This window comes from Sarcina sp. DSM 11001 (assembly GCF_900101015.1).
Lineage (GTDB): Bacteria > Bacillota > Clostridia > Lachnospirales > Lachnospiraceae > CAG-791.
The window spans coordinates 43,801-62,589 of record NZ_FNFZ01000011.1; the positions used below are offsets into that span (position 1 = coordinate 43,801).

Below are 18,789 nucleotides of genomic sequence, written 5' to 3' on the forward strand. Positions count from 1 at the left end.
CGGACAAAAGGAATGAAAAAAGGAGGTTGCAGAATATGTTGGAAATCGGAACCAGGGCACCTGAATTTACCCTGCCCGACCAGAATGGCGAGATGAGAAGCCTCTCGGATTACCTGGGCCAGAAAGTGATCCTGTATTTTTATCCTAAGGACATGACTGCCGGCTGTACAAAACAGGCCTGTGCCTTTGGCGAGCTGTATCCCCAGTTCAGAGAAAAGGGCGCGGTCGTCCTGGGTGTGAGCAAGGACAGCGTGGCCTCGCACAAGAAGTTCGAGGAAAAATACGGGCTGCCCTTTACCCTCCTGTCCGATACGGAAAAAGAAGTGATCCAGGCCTATGATGTCTGGAAAGAGAAAAAGAACTACGGCAAGGTTTCCATGGGAGTGCTCCGTACAACCTATCTGATCGATGAGAACGGAATCATCATCAAGGCCTTCGACAAGGTAAAAGCCGCCAATAATCCCGCCCAGATGCTGGAGACATTGTCCTGAAAAAGGAATCATAATCCTGAAAAGAAATCATTATTCTGAAGAAGAAATCATTATCCTGAAGAAGGAATCATTATCCTGAAAAAGAAAGAATTGTCCTGAAAATGGATTTCTCTGAAATCGTAAGGGAGAAAAACAGCCCATGATCAAAATCGCGTTTTACGGCAAAGGAGGTATTGGTAAGTCCACGACAGTCACCAATCTGTCTGTCGCTCTGGCCCGACGCGGAGTTAAGGTACTGCAGATCGGGTGTGATCCCAAGGCGGATTCTACCCGTCTTCTGCGTCCGGACTTCTCTTTATCAGGCAACAGCACTCTGGAAGTCCGGGAAAAGAATAAAGAAAATGAACTGTCTCGGGATCTGTCTGCAGAGAGCTCCGATATTCCGGATCCTGCGCAAGAGATATCTGCGATGATCAGGGGCCTCCGGGAGGGCGCCCGACTGACTGTAATGGATTATATCCGCGCGCGCGAGCCTTTTTCTCTTGAGGACGTGGTCAAAACCGGTTATGCCGGTGTACTGTGTGTGGAGACGGGAGGTCCGCTTCCCGGGCAGGGATGTGCCGGCAGGGCAGTGATCACAGCGCTTGAAAAGCTGGAGCAGATGGGAATCTATGAGTCCTATAAACCGGATGTCGTGCTTTATGATGTCCTGGGGGACGTCGTCTGCGGCGGCTTTGCCAGCCCCATGCGGAGCGGCGTCGCGGACTATGTCTACATCCTCACTTCCGGCGAAAGCATGGCGCTGTACGCCGCCGCCAATATCGCCCTCGCCCTCGAACACTTTCAGGGGCGCGGCTATGCCCGTCTGGGCGGCCTGATCCTCAACCGTCGGGACGTGCCCGATGAACAAGAAAAAGCAGAAGCCCTGGCAGCAGGATTCGGAACACAGGTGATCGGCGCGCTTTCCCGCAGCTCCCTTGTCCCGGAGGCAGAGGAACGCGGACAATGCCTGCTCCAGGCCTTTCCGCAGTCGGAGATCGCGGAGGAGTACCGCCGGATTGCCGGGAGGATTGTCAGGTGATCCCGGTCCTGGACCGCGGGAAACAGTCCTTTTACGGAATTTACCCGTTGAATGGTGAACTTACAGTGAATTCGCGGTGAATTATCCGGCTGTTAGAATTGATTAAGATGGAAAAAAATAGTATGATAAAGTTAGTACAAAACAAGTACAAAGAACAACAATAAAAAACAAGCTTTCCCTGGATCGATGCTAAGAAAGGGGGGTAATGCAATGGAAAATACTCTGGAAAAAGGAAAAGGACTTAAGGCGGATCTTAAAAATCCGAATATGTTGAATGATGATGCGATGAATCAGGTGACCGGAGGAGTCTCTGCTCTGGAGTCTGCCATAAAAGGCGTGTCCGGGTTTGCGGACTTTTTCTCTTCCGCCAATAAAAAAGGCACACCCGGGTCGAAAGAGGCCGGTGCAAACAAATAACATCCAGATTGTCCAGACGGAATGATCAGATTGCTGCAGCCAGGTGAAGAGGAAGGCTGTGGCGTCAGCATATGGAACAGGCACGTAAGGGTACAGTACCCTTTTGGTTTCACTGCTCTTTTTACTTTGATGCTCTTCTCATAAGACAAAACTCAGCGGCGCTTCACTTCTTCAGAGGTGGAGCGTTTTTTTAGAATTAACCTGACAGGACTGTTTTTATTCTTCATTGCGCAACACCCGTGACTTCATTCGTGGGATATGCGCGCAAAAAAGGTTATTCGCTTCATCGTGTAATACCCGTGTCTTCAGACATGGGATACGTGCAAAAAGGGAAACTTATGACATGAAAGCAGACCGGAATGTAAAAAAGTACCTGACGTTTGCAGAACAGAATTAAAAAGTATGCCAGGGGTGTAGATATGCTTCAGAGAATATTGCCGCAGGAACAGGATCGCCGGGGGGATTGTCCGGCCACTCTTACATCGGGAAAAAGGGGCTGTGCTTCGGCGGAGGATGTCGGAGCGGCTGTCCGGATCCGTGATGCTTCTTTTCCGGAACCCTTTGCCAGGGGACTGGAATTCAACGCTCCCGTTCACGGAGCCTGGAACATCGTCCATGTGGGTATGCAGGTGCCCGAATGCCATCAGATTTATGTCTGCGCGGACAACTGCATGCGGGGTGTCGTCCTGACAGCGGCGGAAATGGATGCGGCAGACCGTTTTTCCTGTGTACTTCTGGAGGAAGAAGACCTCTATGAGGGAAGTCTGGAGACAGTCACGATTGAGGGGGTGGCGGATGCGATCCGGCGCCTGCCCTACCGTCCGAGAGCGGTGGCGGTCTTTCTCGTCTGTCTCCACCATTTTGTGGGGACGGATGCCGCCTATGTCTACAGTTCTCTGGAAAAACAGTTTCCCGACATAGATTTCATGCGGTGCTGGATGGATCCGGTCATGAGAAGGAGCGGCCTCTCGCCGGAACAGAAACTGAAGGAGTCCATGTTCCGTCCGATCCGGCCTTTGCCGCCGGAACGGAGGATCGTCTGTGATCTCGGAGACAACCAGCCGCTCGATCCTGAGAGCGAGCTTTCGCTGGCCATCCGGGAAGCGGGGTTTACCTTATTTCAGCTTCAGGACTGCAAGACCTATGACGATTATCTGCGGATGGGCGCTGCAGACCTTTTTATCACGCGCAGCCCGTCCGGGATCCACGGCGTCATGCAGCTGGCAAAGCGTCTGGGCAGGCTCTTTCTCTATCTGCCCCCTGCCTGCGGGGAAGAGGAGATCAATGCGGAACTGGCAGCCCTCAGGGAGGTGCTGGCGGGTATACGGCCAGAATGCGCACGATCAGGGGATATGCGATCAGGAAGCATACGGCTTGAGGATGGAAAGGAGCCGTTCAGGAGATCCCGTGAGGCACTTGCCCGTGTCCTGTCGCTGATCGGTGACACAGAGATGACCATCGACCACTTTGCGACACCCCGTCCGCTGAGTCTGGCCAGGCTCCTTCTGGAGAGCGGATTCCATGTGACCCGCGTCTACCTGGACGCCGTGGCACAGGAGGAAAAGGATGACTTTGACTGGCTCAGGGACAGGTTTCCGGACCTGATCCTCAATGCGACGGTCCACCCCGGGATGCGTGTCCTGCACAAAAGAGAAAATGAGGGACATATGCTGGCGATCGGACCCAAGGCGGCCTGGTTCGGCGGCACTGCCCATTTCGTCAATCTTGTGGAATGCGGAGGACTCTGGGGCTTTACCGGGATCGAGAAGCTGGCTGCGCAGATGGAGGATGCTTTCTTACATGAAAAAGATACCCGGAAGCTGGTGCCCCGCAAGGGCTTCGGGTGCACCTGTGTGCTGTGATCGATAGCGGGATGAAGCAAGTTTCCTTTTTTGCGCGCGTATCCCACGACTGAAGTCATGGGATACGCGTGATGAAGAATAAATGATGAAGAATAAATGATGAAGAGTAAATTTAGAACCGAGACAACAGGGTGAAAAAATATGCGACAGGTTTTCAGAAAAATACCGGTTTATACCGGTGACGTCTCCGGCGTCTGCAGCGCGCTTTTTGAACTGGGAGGCATGGTCGTCATGCATGATCCCTCCGGCTGTAATTCGACCTATAATACGCATGATGAAATTCGCTGGTATGATCACGACAGCCTGATCTTTCTTTCCGGGCTGGACGAGATGGATGCCATCATGGGAAGTGATGACCGTCTGATCCATGATATTGCAGAGGCGGCCCGTATTTACTCGCCGGAGTTTATAGCGGTCGCGAATTCGCCGATCCCCTACATCACAGGAATGGATTTTGAGGCGGTCTGCCGCGCAGTTGAGCAGGAAACGGGCATCCCGTCCTTTTATATTTCTACAAACGGGATGCACGATTACGTCCACGGAGCCGGCCTCGCGCTGCTGCGCGTCGCCGAGCGTTTTACTGCACCTGGAAGGCAGGAAACAGAGCAGGATCCTGGACTTAGTGCATCCGCGGAATTCATGAAATCCATGAAACCTATGAAAGCACATCGGATCACCTGCAATCTCCTGGGGGTGACTCCGCTGGATTTTACGAATCCATCTACCTTGCCCAGTCTCTATTCAAAATTTTCCGAGGCCGGTGCGGACATCCTTTCCTGCTGGGCAATGGCCTGCAGGCCGGGGAATGAAGATAAGTGCAATGTGGAGGAAGACGACCTCAATTCGGGAGAGGACAATCCGCTCAGGGAAGAGGTTAGACTCAATATCTGGGAGGACGATCAGCTCAGGAATGAAGACAGCCGCCCGGTGGACGGTAACTTGGAAGCTGCAGTGAATTCCCGGCATAGTCTGCTGGAACAGATCTCGGTCAGTTCTCAGGCAGATGTGAATATCCTCCTGTCTTCCGTTGGTTTTCCTGCCGCAGAGTATATGTATAAAAAATACGGTATTCCTTTCGTGGCAGGTATACCTGCCCGGGGAGTGGAAAAACTGTTTTTTGAAGCGGTGCGCAGGGCCGTACAGACTGGACAGAGCCAGTATCCTTTCCGGCAGCGGACGGAGATCACCGGATGCCGGATGTCTGCTGAAATGGGCTTTGCAGAAACATCCGCAGAAAAGAAGGAAGAATCTGTATATTGCTTCATTGGAGAGCCTGTCATCATGTCGTCTCTGGCAGCGCAGACAGCCGCTTTGACCGGGAGCAGGACATATGTTTTTGGCGCGACGGAGGGAGCAGCTGCTTTTCTGGGAGATACGGACTCTCCCCTGGGCGGGGAGGAGGAGATCCAGGCTGCCCTGGAGCATCTGATGGAAAACGGCTGTGCATTGAAAGTCGTCGCGGATCCCTGCTATGGCGACGTACTGCCAGAGGGCTGCGGCCTGATCCGCCTTCCTCACCTCGCGTTTTCCGGGCGGATCTTCCTCGATGAGATCCCGGATCTGATGAGTATGGATATTGCAGGACTGGGTGCAGAAACGCGGAAAAAATCAGACACAACGAATGTGATCCCCGGGAAAGAGGGACTGTCTGTAAAAACGCGGAAAAATCAGGACAGATTGTATTGATAAGTAAACCGGTTTAAGAACAAAAAAGGTTCCAACTATTAATTAGAAATTTGTTAAAAAGGAATAAGGAGTATTTGGATGGCAGCAAAACGATATGCCGAAGTAGACCAATACCGATGTGTTTCCTGCGGTGCATGTACCCATGACTGTCCGAAAGAAGCGATCTCTGTGTGGAAGGGCTGTTATGCTGTTGTGGACCGCAGTCTCTGTATCGGCTGCGGGCGGTGTGAGAAAGTGTGTCCTGCCGGCAGCATTACCATTATCACCATAACGAAAGGTTTGATTAATGAATAAACAGAAGCATTGGTATGACTATTTCTGGATCTGGACCATTGTGTATTTTGTCCTGGGCTTTTTTAACATTCTGTTTGCCTGGCTCGGTATGTTTGACTTTATGGTTCCTCTTCTTTTTGCCATATTCGGAGGCAACAAGTTTTTCTGCAACCATATGTGCGGAAGGAGCCAGCTGTTGACAGTTATCCCGCAGATCCCGCAGCAGATCCACAAGTCGAGAGTGAAAAAATGGAAGGAGAAGGGTGGAAAAGGGGAAATGCCCAGGCAGCGGTTCAGCCTGTGCCGGAATAAACCGACGCCGGCATGGATGCCCTCAAAGGCTTTTCGCTATGGATTCCTTATTTTCTTCCTGACCATGTTCGGGAATATTGTTTATCAGACATGGAGAGTATTTGGCGGCGCAACACTCAGACAATCCATCAAACTGTTCTGGACATTCCGCGTGCCGTGGGGATGGGCCTATACAGCCGGGAGCGCGCCGGACTGGGCTGCGCAGTACGCTTTCGGCTTTTACAGCCTCATGCTTACATCAGCGCTGATCGGACTGATCCTGATGGTTCTGTTCAAACCGAGAACATGGTGCAGCTTCTGCCCGATGGGGACCATGACACAGCTGATCTGCCGCCTGCGGCATCGCGGGGAGAGTCCTGAATCCAACGGATAAAGTATAAAAAGTATAAAAAAGTATAAAGCGATAAAGTATAAACCCTTACACAGAACCTTGTGGTTTCCATGAATCTGATTCTGGTGTATCATTAAAAAAATGCGTTTATAATGCGTTAATTAAAGCATCAGAAGAGAATCAGAAAAGTCTCAGAAAGAATCAGAAGAGTTTCGGAAAGAATCAGAAAAGTTTCAGAAAGAATCAGAAGAGCATCAGGATACAATAGAAGAGTATCAGAAGTCGTCAGAAGGGCATCAGCAGGAGAGGGATCAGCCTCTCTTTCAAAGGAGAAAGGAGGAGTGGGGCGGCATTGCCGGGCCTCCAGGAAAAATGAGATTTGTCACGTTTCAGAGGGTGATTAAAAATGGCGCCGGTGCGGACGCAGTCAATCCGGTTCTGGAATACGGTACTCCCGTGAGTTCGCAGGACGGCAGCGTGATCAGGCCGGTACAGCTGCAGGTAATGGAGGAAGTGGGACTTATGTCTGCGGATGGGACACGGATCCTCCCCCTTGCCAGGACAGCTTTTTCTTTTCCGGACATGAATACTCTGATCGCGGAGTCGACACCGGAGATACTGCAGGAGCTTGGGAAGATCGCTGCGGCCCTGGAGATCTTTGTCAACCGTGATCCAGGCTCTTCAGGTCCTGAGGGAGAGGATCCCACGCTCCGGGTCGGGGATGATGCCAGGATCCTGTCGCCGATCCCCTGCCCCCTGCAGGATGTGATCTGCCTTGGACTCAATTATACTGAACACGCGGAGGAGGCAGCCGCTTATTCCAGCGAAGCTTTTACTTCAAAAGACCGGTACCCAGTCTATTTCTCCAAACGTGTCTTCAGATCGCCCGGAGACGGGGACCCCATACCTGCCTACGAGGGACTGGTCGACTCCCTTGACTATGAGGCGGAGCTGGCGGTCATTATCGGCAGGGACATCAAGGGTGTGGCTCCGGAGGAAGTGCCCGGCTGCATTTTCGGATATACGATCCTGAACGATGTTTCCGCCCGCAATCTCCAGACCCGGCACACCCAGTGGTATCTGGGCAAGAGCCTCGACGGTTATACGCCCATGGGCCCCTGCATCGTGACAGCGGACGAGTTCTCCTACCCGCCGAAGCTCAGGATCAGCAGTACGGTGAACGGAGAGCTGCGCCAGAACAGTACAACAGATATGCTAATCTTCGGTCTGGACCGCATCATCTCCGAACTGAGCGCCGGCATGACGCTGCGCGCGGGGACGATCATCTCGACCGGAACACCCAAAGGTGTCGGTATGGGCTTTGACCCGCCCAGGTTCTTGAAAAAGGGCGATACGGTCACCTGCGCGATCGAGGGAATCGGGACCCTGACAAACGGGATCGGCGATTAAAAATCATAATCTCTGACTCTGTAAACCAGTGTCGGCTCTTCCGCATCTGGTAGTGACTTTATCATCAGGAATCACTAATTCTGGGAAAGATAACTGCAAAACACTGCTGTTTGCGGAAGAACCCCAGTGTCTCACCCGCCTTATAGAAATCAGTCGTAAATGAAGCCGTCTGAGCGGAATAGCGGTGGGCTGAAATACAGCGGGCTGGAATGGAGAATAAAAAATGAGTCTGAATGATACTCCTTCGGGAGAACGGATCCATATCGGTTTTTTCGGCCGGAGGAACGCTGGAAAATCCAGTGTGGTCAATGCTGTCACCGGCCAGGATCTGGCGGTGGTCTCCCAGGTGGAGGGCACTACGACCGATCCGGTCAAAAAAGCGATGGAGCTCCTCCCGTTGGGGCCTGTAGTCATTATCGACACACCGGGATTTGATGACGAAGGAGCCCTGGGTGAGCTGCGGGTAAAGAAAACACGACAGATCCTGGCTCAGACCGATATTGCAGTTCTTGTGATCGACAGCCAGCGGGGCCGGTGCGCCTGTGACGAGGAGCTGGTGGGGCTTTTTAAAGAGAGAAAGATCCCTTATGTCCTTGCCTGGAACAAATCCGACCTGGCTGGAAAGAAGGCCGGGGAAAAAGAGGAGGAGAACACTGCTTCAGCAGGGCTGAAGACCTGTTCGATCCGGGTCAGCGCGTTGACCGGGGAGGGGATCTATGCCCTCAAGGAAAAAATCGGAGAACTCTACCGCGCCTGGAAGGCGGAGCAGGGGGAAGAGAGGAAGCTGGTCTCAGACCTTCTTACAAAAGGAGACCAGGTCATCCTGGTTATTCCCATTGACAAAGCAGCTCCCAAGGGAAGGCTCATCCTTCCGCAGCAGCAGGTGATCCGTGATCTTCTGGACGCCCGTTGTACCGCGGTCTGCATACAGGAGGACAATGTAAAAGCGACGCTGGAGAGTATGCGGAAGCCGCCGGCGATGGTCATTACCGACTCTCAGGTCTTTGCCAGGGTTCAGGAAGACGTTCCGGAAGAGGTGCCGCTGACTTCTTTTTCCATCCTGATGGCCCGCTACAAGGGCTTTTTGTCAACTGCAGTGAAGGGAGCCGCCCAGATCGACCATCTGCAGGATGGAGACAGGGTCCTCATCGCGGAGGGATGCACCCATCACCGCCAGTGCGACGACATCGGGACGGTCAAGATCCCCCGCTGGCTCCGCACCCGCACCGGAAAAGACATCCTGATCGAGACAGCGTCAGGGACAGGATTCCCGGAGGACCTGACTCCTTTTGCACTGGTCATTCACTGCGGAGGCTGCATGCTCAACGAACGTGAGATGCAAAACCGTATCGGCCGCGCCAGGGTCCAGAATGTGCCCGTGACTAATTACGGCACAGCCATTGCCTATATGAACGGGATCCTGAAGAGAAGCGTGGAGATGTTCCCGGATCTGGCAGAGATGCTCAGCTGAATCATGCTGGATAGAAACGATAGAAACGTACTGAATAGAAAATACACTGGACAGAAATCACTCTGGATAAAAAGGAACAGAAAATGGGAACATACGATAGCAGGAGATTGGATATTGCGATCCAGTATATCAGACGCATGGCGGAGGGACGCAATCCGGTCAACAACAGGCCGGCGCCTGAAAATGAAGTTCTGACCAATGTCAATGTGAACAGATGCCTGAAATTTGTAGAAGAGATCCTGACCGATGTGCGCAGCGCCGGAGGGACAGTGGGCCTTGTTCAGAAGAGTTCTGCCGCGCGGAAACCTTCTATTGCCGAGATCTTTCCCTATGAGGTGCTGAGCGGTTTTAAATATGAGCAGGATCAGCAGATCTCTTATTTTTTAAAACAGGTCACAGGGCTGCTTCCTGAGGATCAGTCCATGACGATCCAGGCGACGATGGTGACGGACTGGCTCAGGGAGAACGGATATCTGGAAAAGCGGATGTTCAAGGAGACCGGCAAGGAAAATTCTGTTCCCACAGAAAAAGGAATCGATCTCGGCCTGTACGCGGAGAAGGCCGGGGCTTTTCCCAATGAATATTACAGGGTCTATTACAACCAAAACGCCCAACAGTTCATTGTAGATAACCTGCGCCGGATCCTCACGGAAACTGCTGAAATCCGGGCAAGGAACCGGAGAGAGAAAAACAAGTCGGCTTTAAGCGAAAAGCAGAAAGCGCTGCAGCAGACAGGACCGGCAGAAAAGAAGATGCAGGAAGCTGCAGCTTCGCCGAGGAATGGAGAAGGAGAGAACCAGGCTTTTTCCGGCAGGAGCGGACTGGAAGACAATGCCAGATCCATCCGGGGAAGCGGTTTTGGACAGAAATCCGGATTCTCCGGCAGGGACGGGTTTAAGAACAATTCCGGAACCACCCGGGGGAACGGCTTTGGACAGAAATCCGGATCCTCTGGCAGAGGCAGGGTTGAAGAAGATCCCGGCTTTGCCTCTCTGGTGTCCAGTATTCCTGCCGACTATACAGACTCACAGGGAGGCTGGTCAGATCCGGCAGCCTCAGATGCCTATGATTCCTTCATGGGGGAAGGCTGGGAAAGTGCGGATGACGGACTGCCGTGGTGAGACTGCCGTGGTGCGGAACCAGTGAGGGAAGGCAGGAGGCTGTTTAAGGCAGTCCGGTAAGAGGATCACCATGACCAGGCCGGGAAGAGAATCACCGGGATCGGTTCAGGAAGAGAATCACCGGGACAGATTGACCAGGACAGATTGACCGGGACAGATCGGGAAGAAATACAGAAAGGAAATATCGGGAAAAGAATGGCAGAGCAGAAACTATACTTTGAATGCGACTATATGAAGGGAGCGCATCCATCCATTTTAAACAGGATGGTGGAGACAAACAGGATGGCGACCATCGGATACGGGGTGGATGAGATATCCGAGTCGGCAAGGGCAAAAATCAGAAAAGCCTGCGGATGCGAAAATGCCATGGTGCAGTTTCTGGTGGGCGGTACGCAGACCAATGCAGTCGTGATCGACGCTTTCCTGCGTCCCTGGCAGGGAGTGATCGCGGCGCAGACAGGGCATATCAGCGTGCACGAAGCCGGTGCCATTGAAGCGGGCGGGCACAAGGTCCTGACTCTGCCTTCAACCCGGGGGAAGATCTTTCCGGAGGAAGTGGAGCTCTATGTAAAAGATTTCTATCAGGATGCCAACCATGAGCATATGGTCATGCCGGGCATGGTCTATCTGTCCCAGCCGACAGAGTACGGGACCCTGTACTCCCGGGAGGAGCTGGTACAGTTTCGAAGGGTATGCGACAAGTATCACATGGCTCTCTATATTGACGGAGCCAGGCTTGCCTATGCGCTTGCCTGTCCGGAAAATACGGTCACGCTTTCCGACCTCGCAGCCTTATGCGATGCGTTTTACATAGGAGGCACCAAATGCGGGGCTCTGTTCGGCGAAGCTGTGGTGATCCCGGATCCGCAGCGGATCCCGGCATTTTTTACGCTCGTAAAGCAGCATGGCGCTCTTCTCGCCAAGGGGAGGCTTCTCGGCATTCAGTTCGACACACTCTTTACTGATGATCTGTATATGGAGATCGGGAAGACCGCCATTGAGGCGGCAGGCCGCATTCAGGCTGCCCTTGTCCGGAAAGGCTACCGGCTGTGGCAGGAGTCCCCGACAAACCAGCTGTTTATCATCATGGAGAACAGCAGACTGGAAGAATTCGGCCGAAAAGTGGAATACAGCTTCTGGGAAAAGTACGATGATTCCCACACCGTGATCCGTCTGGTGACAGACTGGGGCACGACCCCTGAGGAGACAGAAGCCCTGATCAGTATTCTGTAATGACCAGTATGCTGTATGATCCTTAATTGTAAAAGAAAGCTTAGAATCGGAGACATCAGACTATGAGATCCATTCCTTTTTTCGATGATCATTACCCTGTCCGGACTGTTTTTACGGGCAAAAAAGATATCCATCAATGTGACGGCAGGGATGTTCCTCCCGACGTGGAAGAGTTCAGTGCCTTTATGAATATGCCTCTGCGGAGGATGCTGTTCGCGAAAGAAGCGCACTCAGGCAGTGTTTGTGTCGTGACAGAGCAGGATCCTGAGGGAAGGTTTGTTTATACGGACGAGACCTGGTCGGTCAAGCCGCCCGGAGGATATGACAGTGTGATCACCGATATTCCGGAGATCCTGCTCTGCCTGCGCACAGCGGACTGTATTCCAGTGTTTTTATATGATCCGGCCGGACGGGTCATAGCCATGGCGCACAGCGGCTGGCGCGGGACCTGCAGCGGCATTTCGGTCAATACAGTCTGCGCGATGGAAAAACTGTTCGGAACAGACCCGGGGCAGGTGATCGCCGCCTTTGGACCCTGCGTTTGCGGAAACTGTTACGAAGTGGGGCCAGAGCTTTTAGAGGATTTCTCAAAACGGTTTTCTGCTGACGAACGGAGGATTTTTTTCCGGCCAAAGGGAAAAGACAAATATCATCTGGATGTCAAGGGGGCGGTCAGAACAGACCTGCTTCGTCTGGGAGTAAAGCCGGAAAATATGTATGACACTGGGATCTGCACTTATGAAAACGATGGCTTCGCATCCTACCGGAGGGACGGCTGGGCCCCGCCCGAGAAGCAGATGATCTCAGGAATTGCCTTGAAAAATGAGAATAGATAAAAAGAGGGCGGAAAAGGGAAAACATACGATCAATCCCTGTTTGTTCATGTCATTTTATTCTTTTATTTTCCGGGGAAATAGAGTAGTATTATTAAAGAGACTTGCCGCAACACTGTATCCGATCTCTCTTTCGGGCCTGTGGCTGGGATCTGATCAATATGGTACTGCAAACCTGGATCGTTGAATGTTCGATGGAGGACAAAAATGAGCAGATTAGGAAGACTGTTATTTGGATGTACTGTACTGGGTGTAGCGGCTGCGACTGTCTACTATTATCTGGAAGAGAATGTAAAAGAATCCGTCTGTGACGAAGATGATGATCTCTTTGATGATGATTTTGAGGAAGTTGGGGATGAGGAAGAAGACGCTTCCGAAGACGATGCTTCTGAAGAGGAACCTGCGGATGAGCAGGAGGATGAGGCAGAAGCTGTAAAAGCGGAAGAGGCCGCATCAAGAGTGAAGGCTGTTGCCTCCAGGACCTATACGACAATAAAGAACGGATCTACTCAGGCTTACACCCGCATCAAGCAGGCGATCGGACCCAAGGGTGAGACAGTACTTGAGGTTGTCGGAGAGACTGCCGGAAAGGTCAAGGATGTATTCGCGGACGGCGCCGTCAAGGTAAAGGATATTCTGAAGGAGTCTGATGAAGATCTGGACGATGAAGATCTGGACGACGAGGACTTCGAAGAAGTCGGCGAAGAGCTCGATGAAGCAGAAGCCGAGGCAGTCGACGAAGCGGTTGCCGATGAGCTTGCTGAAGAAGAAGTAAAAGAGGACATGGCTGAAGCGGCTCAGGAAGCTGCGGCTGAGACTGTGGACGCGGCCGTAGAGGCAGCTGCCGAGGTCGAAAAGGCGGCTGACGAGGCGGCTGTCGCGGCGGAGACGAAAGCAGCAGAGGAAGCTGCAGAGACTGTGGCGGAAGCGGCAGGAGAAGCAGAAGCGGCGGCAGCAGAAGCAGCGACAGAGACTGCCGGGGACGTGAAGGAAGCGGCGGCGGAAGCAGCTTCTGACATCGCAGAGAAATTTGAGCAGAAACCGGACAAGGTAGAAGAGCTCCTGTGATGATCTGCCGGTTATGGACCGGTTTTTACGAGATTAAAACAGCCATAAAAACAGCCATAACGGAATCAGACCAGTTTTAATTGAAACAATCATTTTTATAAAAATTAACAATAACAATTTTATAAAAAGAGCTGCCCATTGCCAGGCAGCTCTTTTTTAAAAGATTTTAAATTGTTTTTCCGAAGTCAGTTACCTGCGCTCACTCATGGGAACAAATTCCATGGTCTCGCCGACATATTTGGTGGCAGGACGCATGATACGGCCGTCATAGAGCTTGTTCTCCAGGTTATGGGCGACCCAGCCGGCGACACGCGCCGTGGCAAACAGAGGGGTGAACAGTTCTTCCGGAATTCCCAGCATATGATAAGCCAGGCCGGAATAGAAGTCGACATTGGTGGGGATCATTGTTCCCCTGCGCTCCATGATGACCTCCTTGACAACATCCTCAAACAGTTTGTAGAAGGTAAATTTGTACATGCAGCCCTGCTTTTCCGCGAGCCCGCGGCACAGCTTTCGCAATATCTCCGCACGGGGATCGGTCATGGTATAGACAGCGTGGCCGAAGCCATAGATCAGGCCGCTGTAGTCATAGTAGTCCTTATCCAGGATCCGCTCGACGATGGACTTGAGCTGGTCCTTGTTCGCCGTGTAATCCGTATCCGCGATGACCTGGCGCATCATGCGTGCCACCGAGATATTCGCACCGCCATGCTTGGGTCCCTTGAGTGAGCCGATTGAAGCACTGAGGGCGGAATAGAGGTCTGTCCCGGTGGATCCCACAACGACGTTTGTGAAGGTGGAGTTGTTACCGCCGCCGTGATCCGCGTGGATCAGAAGGATCGCGTCAAGCAGGTTCGCCTCCATGTTTGTGAAAGAGCCGTCGGGACGGAGCATATACAGGATATTTTCCGCCATGGAATACTCGGGGCGGGGATAATGGATGATCAGGGAGCTCCGGTCGAAGGAATGGACCTTTGTATAGTAGGCATAGCAGCCCAGGGCAGGGAACTTTGCGATCAGATTGATCCCCTTGAGGAGATTCTGATAGACGTCTGTCTCATCCGGATTATCATCATAGTTGTAGAGGGAGAGAACAGCGGACTGGAGCTTGTTCATCAGGTTGCGGGCGGGCTTGAGCAGCAGCTCATTCGCAAGGAAGCTCTCGGGCAGATCGTAGCGGAGAGAGAGACAGGTCTTGAAATTCTCGAACTCCTCTCTGTCCGGCAGATAACCGAAAAGAAGCAGGAAACAGGTCTCCTCAAACCCGAAATTTTTCTGGCGGTTCTTGATCAGGTCGCGGATCGAATATCCGCGGAAGAGCAGATCGCCTTCACAGGGAATGACATGGTAATTCTCATCCATGGTATAACCGATGACATCCGAGATCTTGGTGAGCCCGATCCGGACGCCGGTTCCGTCGTCGTTTCGCAGTCCCTTCTTTACATTATATTCATTAAACAGATTGTTCGGGATATCTGTATAATTTGACGAACGTCCGAAATAGCGGGCAAGAATACTGTCATCGTTAAAGCGGGCGGTTTTAAATACGCGCATACTGCTCCTTTCAAAAGGAAATACTATTGTTTACAGGTAACGATCTATAACGAAAGGCCCGGAGCAGCTATACAGCTCATCGGACTTATTGTATACACGGATGCATTTGATTTAACGATTATACCATGATGTTGCAAAAAGTCCAAACAATTTTTTGCGGGCGGGAAGACAGGACGGGGAGGCTGCCCTCCTTTGCTCCGCCCTTATCCCGCCCTTATCCCTTTCGCCCGGGCTTTTCATACTATGCTGTTTTATGATAATATATTGTAGGATATGTGCGGCGGGGAGCCGGGTATTGGGCAGCATGGAAAGGAAGATGGGAACATGACTTGCAAAACTTTTTCGGGCATGATCAGTTCTTTTCTCTCGGGAACGCTGGAGGATGATTCTCTGCGGGAGTTTCTCGAGCATTATGATAAATGTGAGAACTGCCGGGAGGAGGTGGAGATCCAGTATCTGGTCAGCAGGGCTTTTGATCACAGGAAGGAAAAAGAAGTGATCAACCTCTCCAGAGATCTTCCTGCTCTCGTTGAGAAAGAAAGGAGCAGTATGGTTTTCCGCTCCCGTCTGGGTTATACCGCCTATACGCTGGAGATTCTCACGATACTTCTGGTGCTTATGACGGTTTTTATTTTTCTGAGATAGAGACCTGATTTCCGAGGTATTTTCAAGGTATTTTTGAGATAATTTTGAGGATTTTTGAGTTATTTTTTGAGATATTTTGATTCGATTTTTTTGAGATAAAAGTATTTTTGAGATATTTGATATAAAGGAAGAAACCATCATGAACACTATAACAGGAGCAGGCGGGTCGTCTGCCGGAAAAAAGCTGCTGCTGGTCGACGGGCACAGTATTCTGAACCGCGCGTTTTACGGAATGCCGGATCTGACGAATGCGAAGGGTGTCCACACGGGTGCCGTATACGGCTTTTTGAATATTCTTTTCAGCCAGATCGATGAGCTGCAGCCGGATTATCTGACCGTGGCTTTTGATGTCCATGCGCCGACCTTCCGCCATGAGGCTTATGCCGAATACAAGGGGACACGCAAATCCATGCCGGAGGAGCTCCGGGAACAGGTTCCCCTGATGAAAAAAATGCTCACAGCTATGGGGATCCCCATCTGCGAGCAGGCCGGGCTGGAGGCTGATGACATTCTGGGCACTCTCGCGAAAAAGGCGCAGGCCGTGGATATGGATGTCGTCCTTTTATCCGGCGACCGGGACCTTCTACAGATCGCGACGGACCGGATCTGTATCCGGATCCCCCGCACCCGCAAGGGGCAGACGGTGATCGATGATTTCAGGGAGGCGCAGGTCCTGGAGACCTACGGAGTCACTCCTCTGCAGTTTATCGAGGTCAAGGCTCTGATGGGAGACGCTTCGGACAACATTCCCGGTGTTCCCAAGGTGGGAGAGAAGACAGCGACCCAGCTGATCCGGGAGTTTGGCTCAGTGGACGGCGTCTATGAGCATCTGGATGAGGTCAAAAAGCCTGCTCTGCACAAAACTCTTGCTGAAAATGAAGATAAGGCCCGTATGAGCCTGTTCCTGGCTGCCATCAAGACGGACTGCGATGTGGAGCTGGATATGGAGAAAGCCGCTGCAGGCGGGTACTATACGAAAGAAGCCTTTGAGCTGTGCACAGAACTGGGCTTCAAAAATATCCTGCCCCGCTTTGACAGGGATGTCGTGGAAGAGACAGCCGGCGGGTTTGAGCCCCTTGAGATCGTTGAGGAGAAAGCCCTTGCTCAGATGAAAGACACCCTGCTCTCCGAGATCCGGAGCGGTCAGGAAATGGTCATCGGTGTGTGGCCGGTCCTGGACTTCCCGGGTTACGGGATGGAAAGCCCGGCTGTCCTGACCGGTGTCGGGATCTCATCTTCACCTGCCGGCGCAAAGAGCGCGGACGGGAACTGGTTTATCCGGACAGACGGTGCCGGTGAGAACAATGCGGCAGTTCTCTCCTTTTTAAAGGAACTCAGGACCGCAGTCAGGGAGAGCAGCACGGCTTCTGATTCAAGGGAGACCAGTGCAGCTTCTGATTTAAAGGAAAGCAGCGCAGCTTCTGAATCAAAGGAAAACACGGGTTCAATGCTCGCGGTTTTCGGCCAGAAAGGCCATATGTTCCTGTGGGGGATCGACGCTGAGGCGGAGTTCTCCGAAGGGATCCGCATGGAGGGGATCCTGGACCTGCTGGTAGGCAGTTATCTGGTCAATCCGCTCAAGAGCGATTATGAGATTGAAGATGTGGCGAGTGAGTATCTGGGTATCAGCCTTCAGGGCGCAAAGAGCCTTTTTGGCAAAAAGACCTGGGCCCGGGCATTCGGCGAGGAGCCTGGCGCGGTCATAAGCTATGCCTGCCGTGCTGCGGACGCCATCAGACAGGCTGCGCCGCTTGTCCGCAGTAAACTGCAGGACAGCGGGATGTGGGAGCTTTACACGCAGATCGAACGCCCCCTGACCTTCATCCTCTCGGATATGGAAAGCCTCGGTATCCGCATCCAGCCTGAGGCGCTCAAGGCCTACAGTGACAGCCTCGGAGGCCGGATCGATGAGCTGGAGCAGCAGATCTACCGCGAGACGGGAGAGACCTTCAACATCGCCTCCCCCAAACAGCTCGGCGAGGTGCTATTTGAAAAAATGGGCCTGCCGGGCGGAAAAAAGACAAAAACAGGGTATTCTACGGCAGCGGGGGTCCTCGAAAAACTCGCGCCGGACTATCCTGTCGTCAATGATATTCTGGAATACAGAGGCCTGACCAAACTCCGCTCGACCTACGCGGACGGCCTGATGGCCTATGTGGCGGATGACCGCCGGATCCACACGACCCTGAGGCAGACGATCACAGCCACAGGGCGCATCAGCTCGACAGACCCCAATCTCCAGAATATCCCCATGAAGACAGACCTGGGCAGGCAGATTCGCAAAGCTTTTATCCCCCGTGAGGGTTATACCTTTACAGATGCTGATTATTCCCAGATCGAGCTGAGGATCCTCGCTCATATGTCGGGGGATCCCGGGCTCATTGAAGCTTACCGGGAAAATGAAGATATCCACCGGATCACAGCCTCCAAGGTCTTCCATACTCCTATCGATGAGGTGACCCCGCTCCAGCGAAGAAATGCCAAGGCGGTCAATTTCGGGATCGTGTACGGCATCAGCTCTTTCGGACTCTCCCAGGGACTTTCCATTTCCAGGGCGGAGGCGGCGGAATACATAAAAGCCTATTTCAAGACCTATCCGGGAATCAAGATCTTCCTGGACGGACTTGTCTCCTCCGCAAAAAAAGAAGGATACGCGATCACCATGTACGGCCGGCGGCGCCCCGTTCCGGAGCTCTCCTCCAGCAACTTCATGCAGCGGTCTTTCGGGGAGAGGGTCGCCATGAATTCACCCATCCAGGGTTCCGCGGCGGACATCATGAAAATAGCCATGATCCGGGTGTGGGAGAGGCTTGAGAGGGAGAAACTGCAGTCCAGGCTGATCCTCCAGATCCATGACGAATTGCTGATCGAGACCGCCCCCGGGGAAGAGGAGACGGTCCGCCGCATCCTTGAAGAGGAGATGGAACATGCGGCAGACCTGTCCGTACGTCTCGAGACAGATGTGCACAGCGGAGCGGACTGGTATATGGCAAAATAAAAAGAGAGCAGTCGATGACGGCTGCAGGGAGTAACAAAAAAACAGAGCAGTCGATGACGGCTG

At 52.6% G+C, this 18,789-nt stretch carries 16 protein-coding genes; 15 read left to right on the top strand and 1 reads right to left on the bottom strand.

Annotated elements, in window-relative coordinates; translation table 11 throughout:
- The first annotated feature begins 35 nt into the window (after positions 1-35).
- The 13 genes from bcp to BLT02_RS07475 all read left to right on the top strand — a co-directional run bounded on the left by bcp (position 36) and on the right by BLT02_RS07475 (position 13,529).
- A complete protein-coding gene (bcp, locus tag BLT02_RS07415) occupies positions 36-491 on the top strand; it encodes a thioredoxin-dependent thiol peroxidase (protein WP_092993130.1) in 456 nt (151 codons plus the stop codon).
- A 139-nt stretch (positions 492-630) separates the two neighbouring features.
- A complete protein-coding gene (locus BLT02_RS07420; RefSeq protein ID WP_092993133.1) occupies positions 631-1,512 on the top strand; it encodes a nucleotide-binding protein in 882 nt (293 codons plus the stop codon).
- A 210-nt stretch (positions 1,513-1,722) separates the two neighbouring features.
- Positions 1,723-1,929: a hypothetical protein gene (locus tag BLT02_RS07425; protein WP_092993136.1), complete on the top strand. Its 207-nt coding sequence runs from the start codon at positions 1,723-1,725 to the stop codon at positions 1,927-1,929.
- A gap of 419 nt (positions 1,930-2,348) precedes the next feature.
- Positions 2,349-3,791: a nitrogenase gene (locus BLT02_RS07430; protein ID WP_242869732.1), complete on the top strand. Its 1,443-nt coding sequence runs from the start codon at positions 2,349-2,351 to the stop codon at positions 3,789-3,791.
- A gap of 141 nt (positions 3,792-3,932) precedes the next feature.
- Entirely contained in the window at positions 3,933-5,477 is a 1,545-nt protein-coding gene (locus BLT02_RS07435) for a nitrogenase component 1 (RefSeq protein WP_092993139.1), read from the top strand.
- Positions 5,478-5,555: 78 nt separating this feature from the next.
- The gene (locus BLT02_RS07440; RefSeq protein WP_092993142.1) at positions 5,556-5,771 is read left to right on the top strand and encodes a 4Fe-4S binding protein; all 216 of its coding nucleotides are present in this window, start codon (positions 5,556-5,558) and stop codon (positions 5,769-5,771) included.
- On the top strand, positions 5,764-6,435 hold the full coding sequence (locus BLT02_RS07445) for a 4Fe-4S binding protein (protein ID WP_092993147.1): 672 nt from the start codon (positions 5,764-5,766) through the stop codon (positions 6,433-6,435). The genes BLT02_RS07440 and BLT02_RS07445 overlap by 8 nt, the downstream gene beginning before the upstream one ends.
- Before the next feature lie 462 nt (positions 6,436-6,897).
- Positions 6,898-7,803, top strand: a complete 906-nt coding sequence (locus tag BLT02_RS07450; protein WP_242869736.1) for a fumarylacetoacetate hydrolase family protein — start codon at positions 6,898-6,900, stop codon at positions 7,801-7,803.
- 223 nt (positions 7,804-8,026) lie between these two features.
- Entirely contained in the window at positions 8,027-9,274 is a 1,248-nt protein-coding gene (gene hydF, locus BLT02_RS07455) for a [FeFe] hydrogenase H-cluster maturation GTPase HydF (RefSeq protein ID WP_092993150.1), read from the top strand.
- Between the two features lie 83 nt (positions 9,275-9,357).
- Entirely contained in the window at positions 9,358-10,395 is a 1,038-nt protein-coding gene (locus BLT02_RS07460; protein WP_139187473.1) for a hypothetical protein, read from the top strand.
- 195 nt (positions 10,396-10,590) lie between these two features.
- Positions 10,591-11,628, top strand: coding sequence for a threonine aldolase family protein (locus BLT02_RS07465; protein WP_092993329.1), 1,038 nt, complete (start codon positions 10,591-10,593; stop codon positions 11,626-11,628).
- Between the two features lie 62 nt (positions 11,629-11,690).
- Positions 11,691-12,464, top strand: a complete 774-nt coding sequence (gene pgeF, locus BLT02_RS07470; RefSeq protein ID WP_092993157.1) for a peptidoglycan editing factor PgeF — start codon at positions 11,691-11,693, stop codon at positions 12,462-12,464.
- Positions 12,465-12,668: 204 nt separating this feature from the next.
- Positions 12,669-13,529, top strand: a complete 861-nt coding sequence (locus BLT02_RS07475) for a hypothetical protein (RefSeq protein WP_092993160.1) — start codon at positions 12,669-12,671, stop codon at positions 13,527-13,529.
- Between the two features lie 189 nt (positions 13,530-13,718).
- Here BLT02_RS07475 and BLT02_RS07480 read toward each other — a convergent pair whose 3' ends face one another.
- Entirely contained in the window at positions 13,719-15,083 is a 1,365-nt protein-coding gene (locus tag BLT02_RS07480) for a citrate synthase (RefSeq protein ID WP_092993163.1), read from the bottom strand.
- Between the two features lie 324 nt (positions 15,084-15,407).
- Here BLT02_RS07480 and BLT02_RS07485 point away from each other — a divergent pair, with 324 nt between their 5' ends.
- Positions 15,408-15,728, top strand: a complete 321-nt coding sequence (locus tag BLT02_RS07485; protein ID WP_175453736.1) for an anti-sigma factor family protein — start codon at positions 15,408-15,410, stop codon at positions 15,726-15,728.
- Between the two features lie 139 nt (positions 15,729-15,867).
- A complete protein-coding gene (gene polA, locus BLT02_RS07490; RefSeq protein ID WP_092993169.1) occupies positions 15,868-18,726 on the top strand; it encodes a DNA polymerase I in 2,859 nt (952 codons plus the stop codon).
- Positions 18,727-18,789 lie beyond the last annotated feature (63 nt).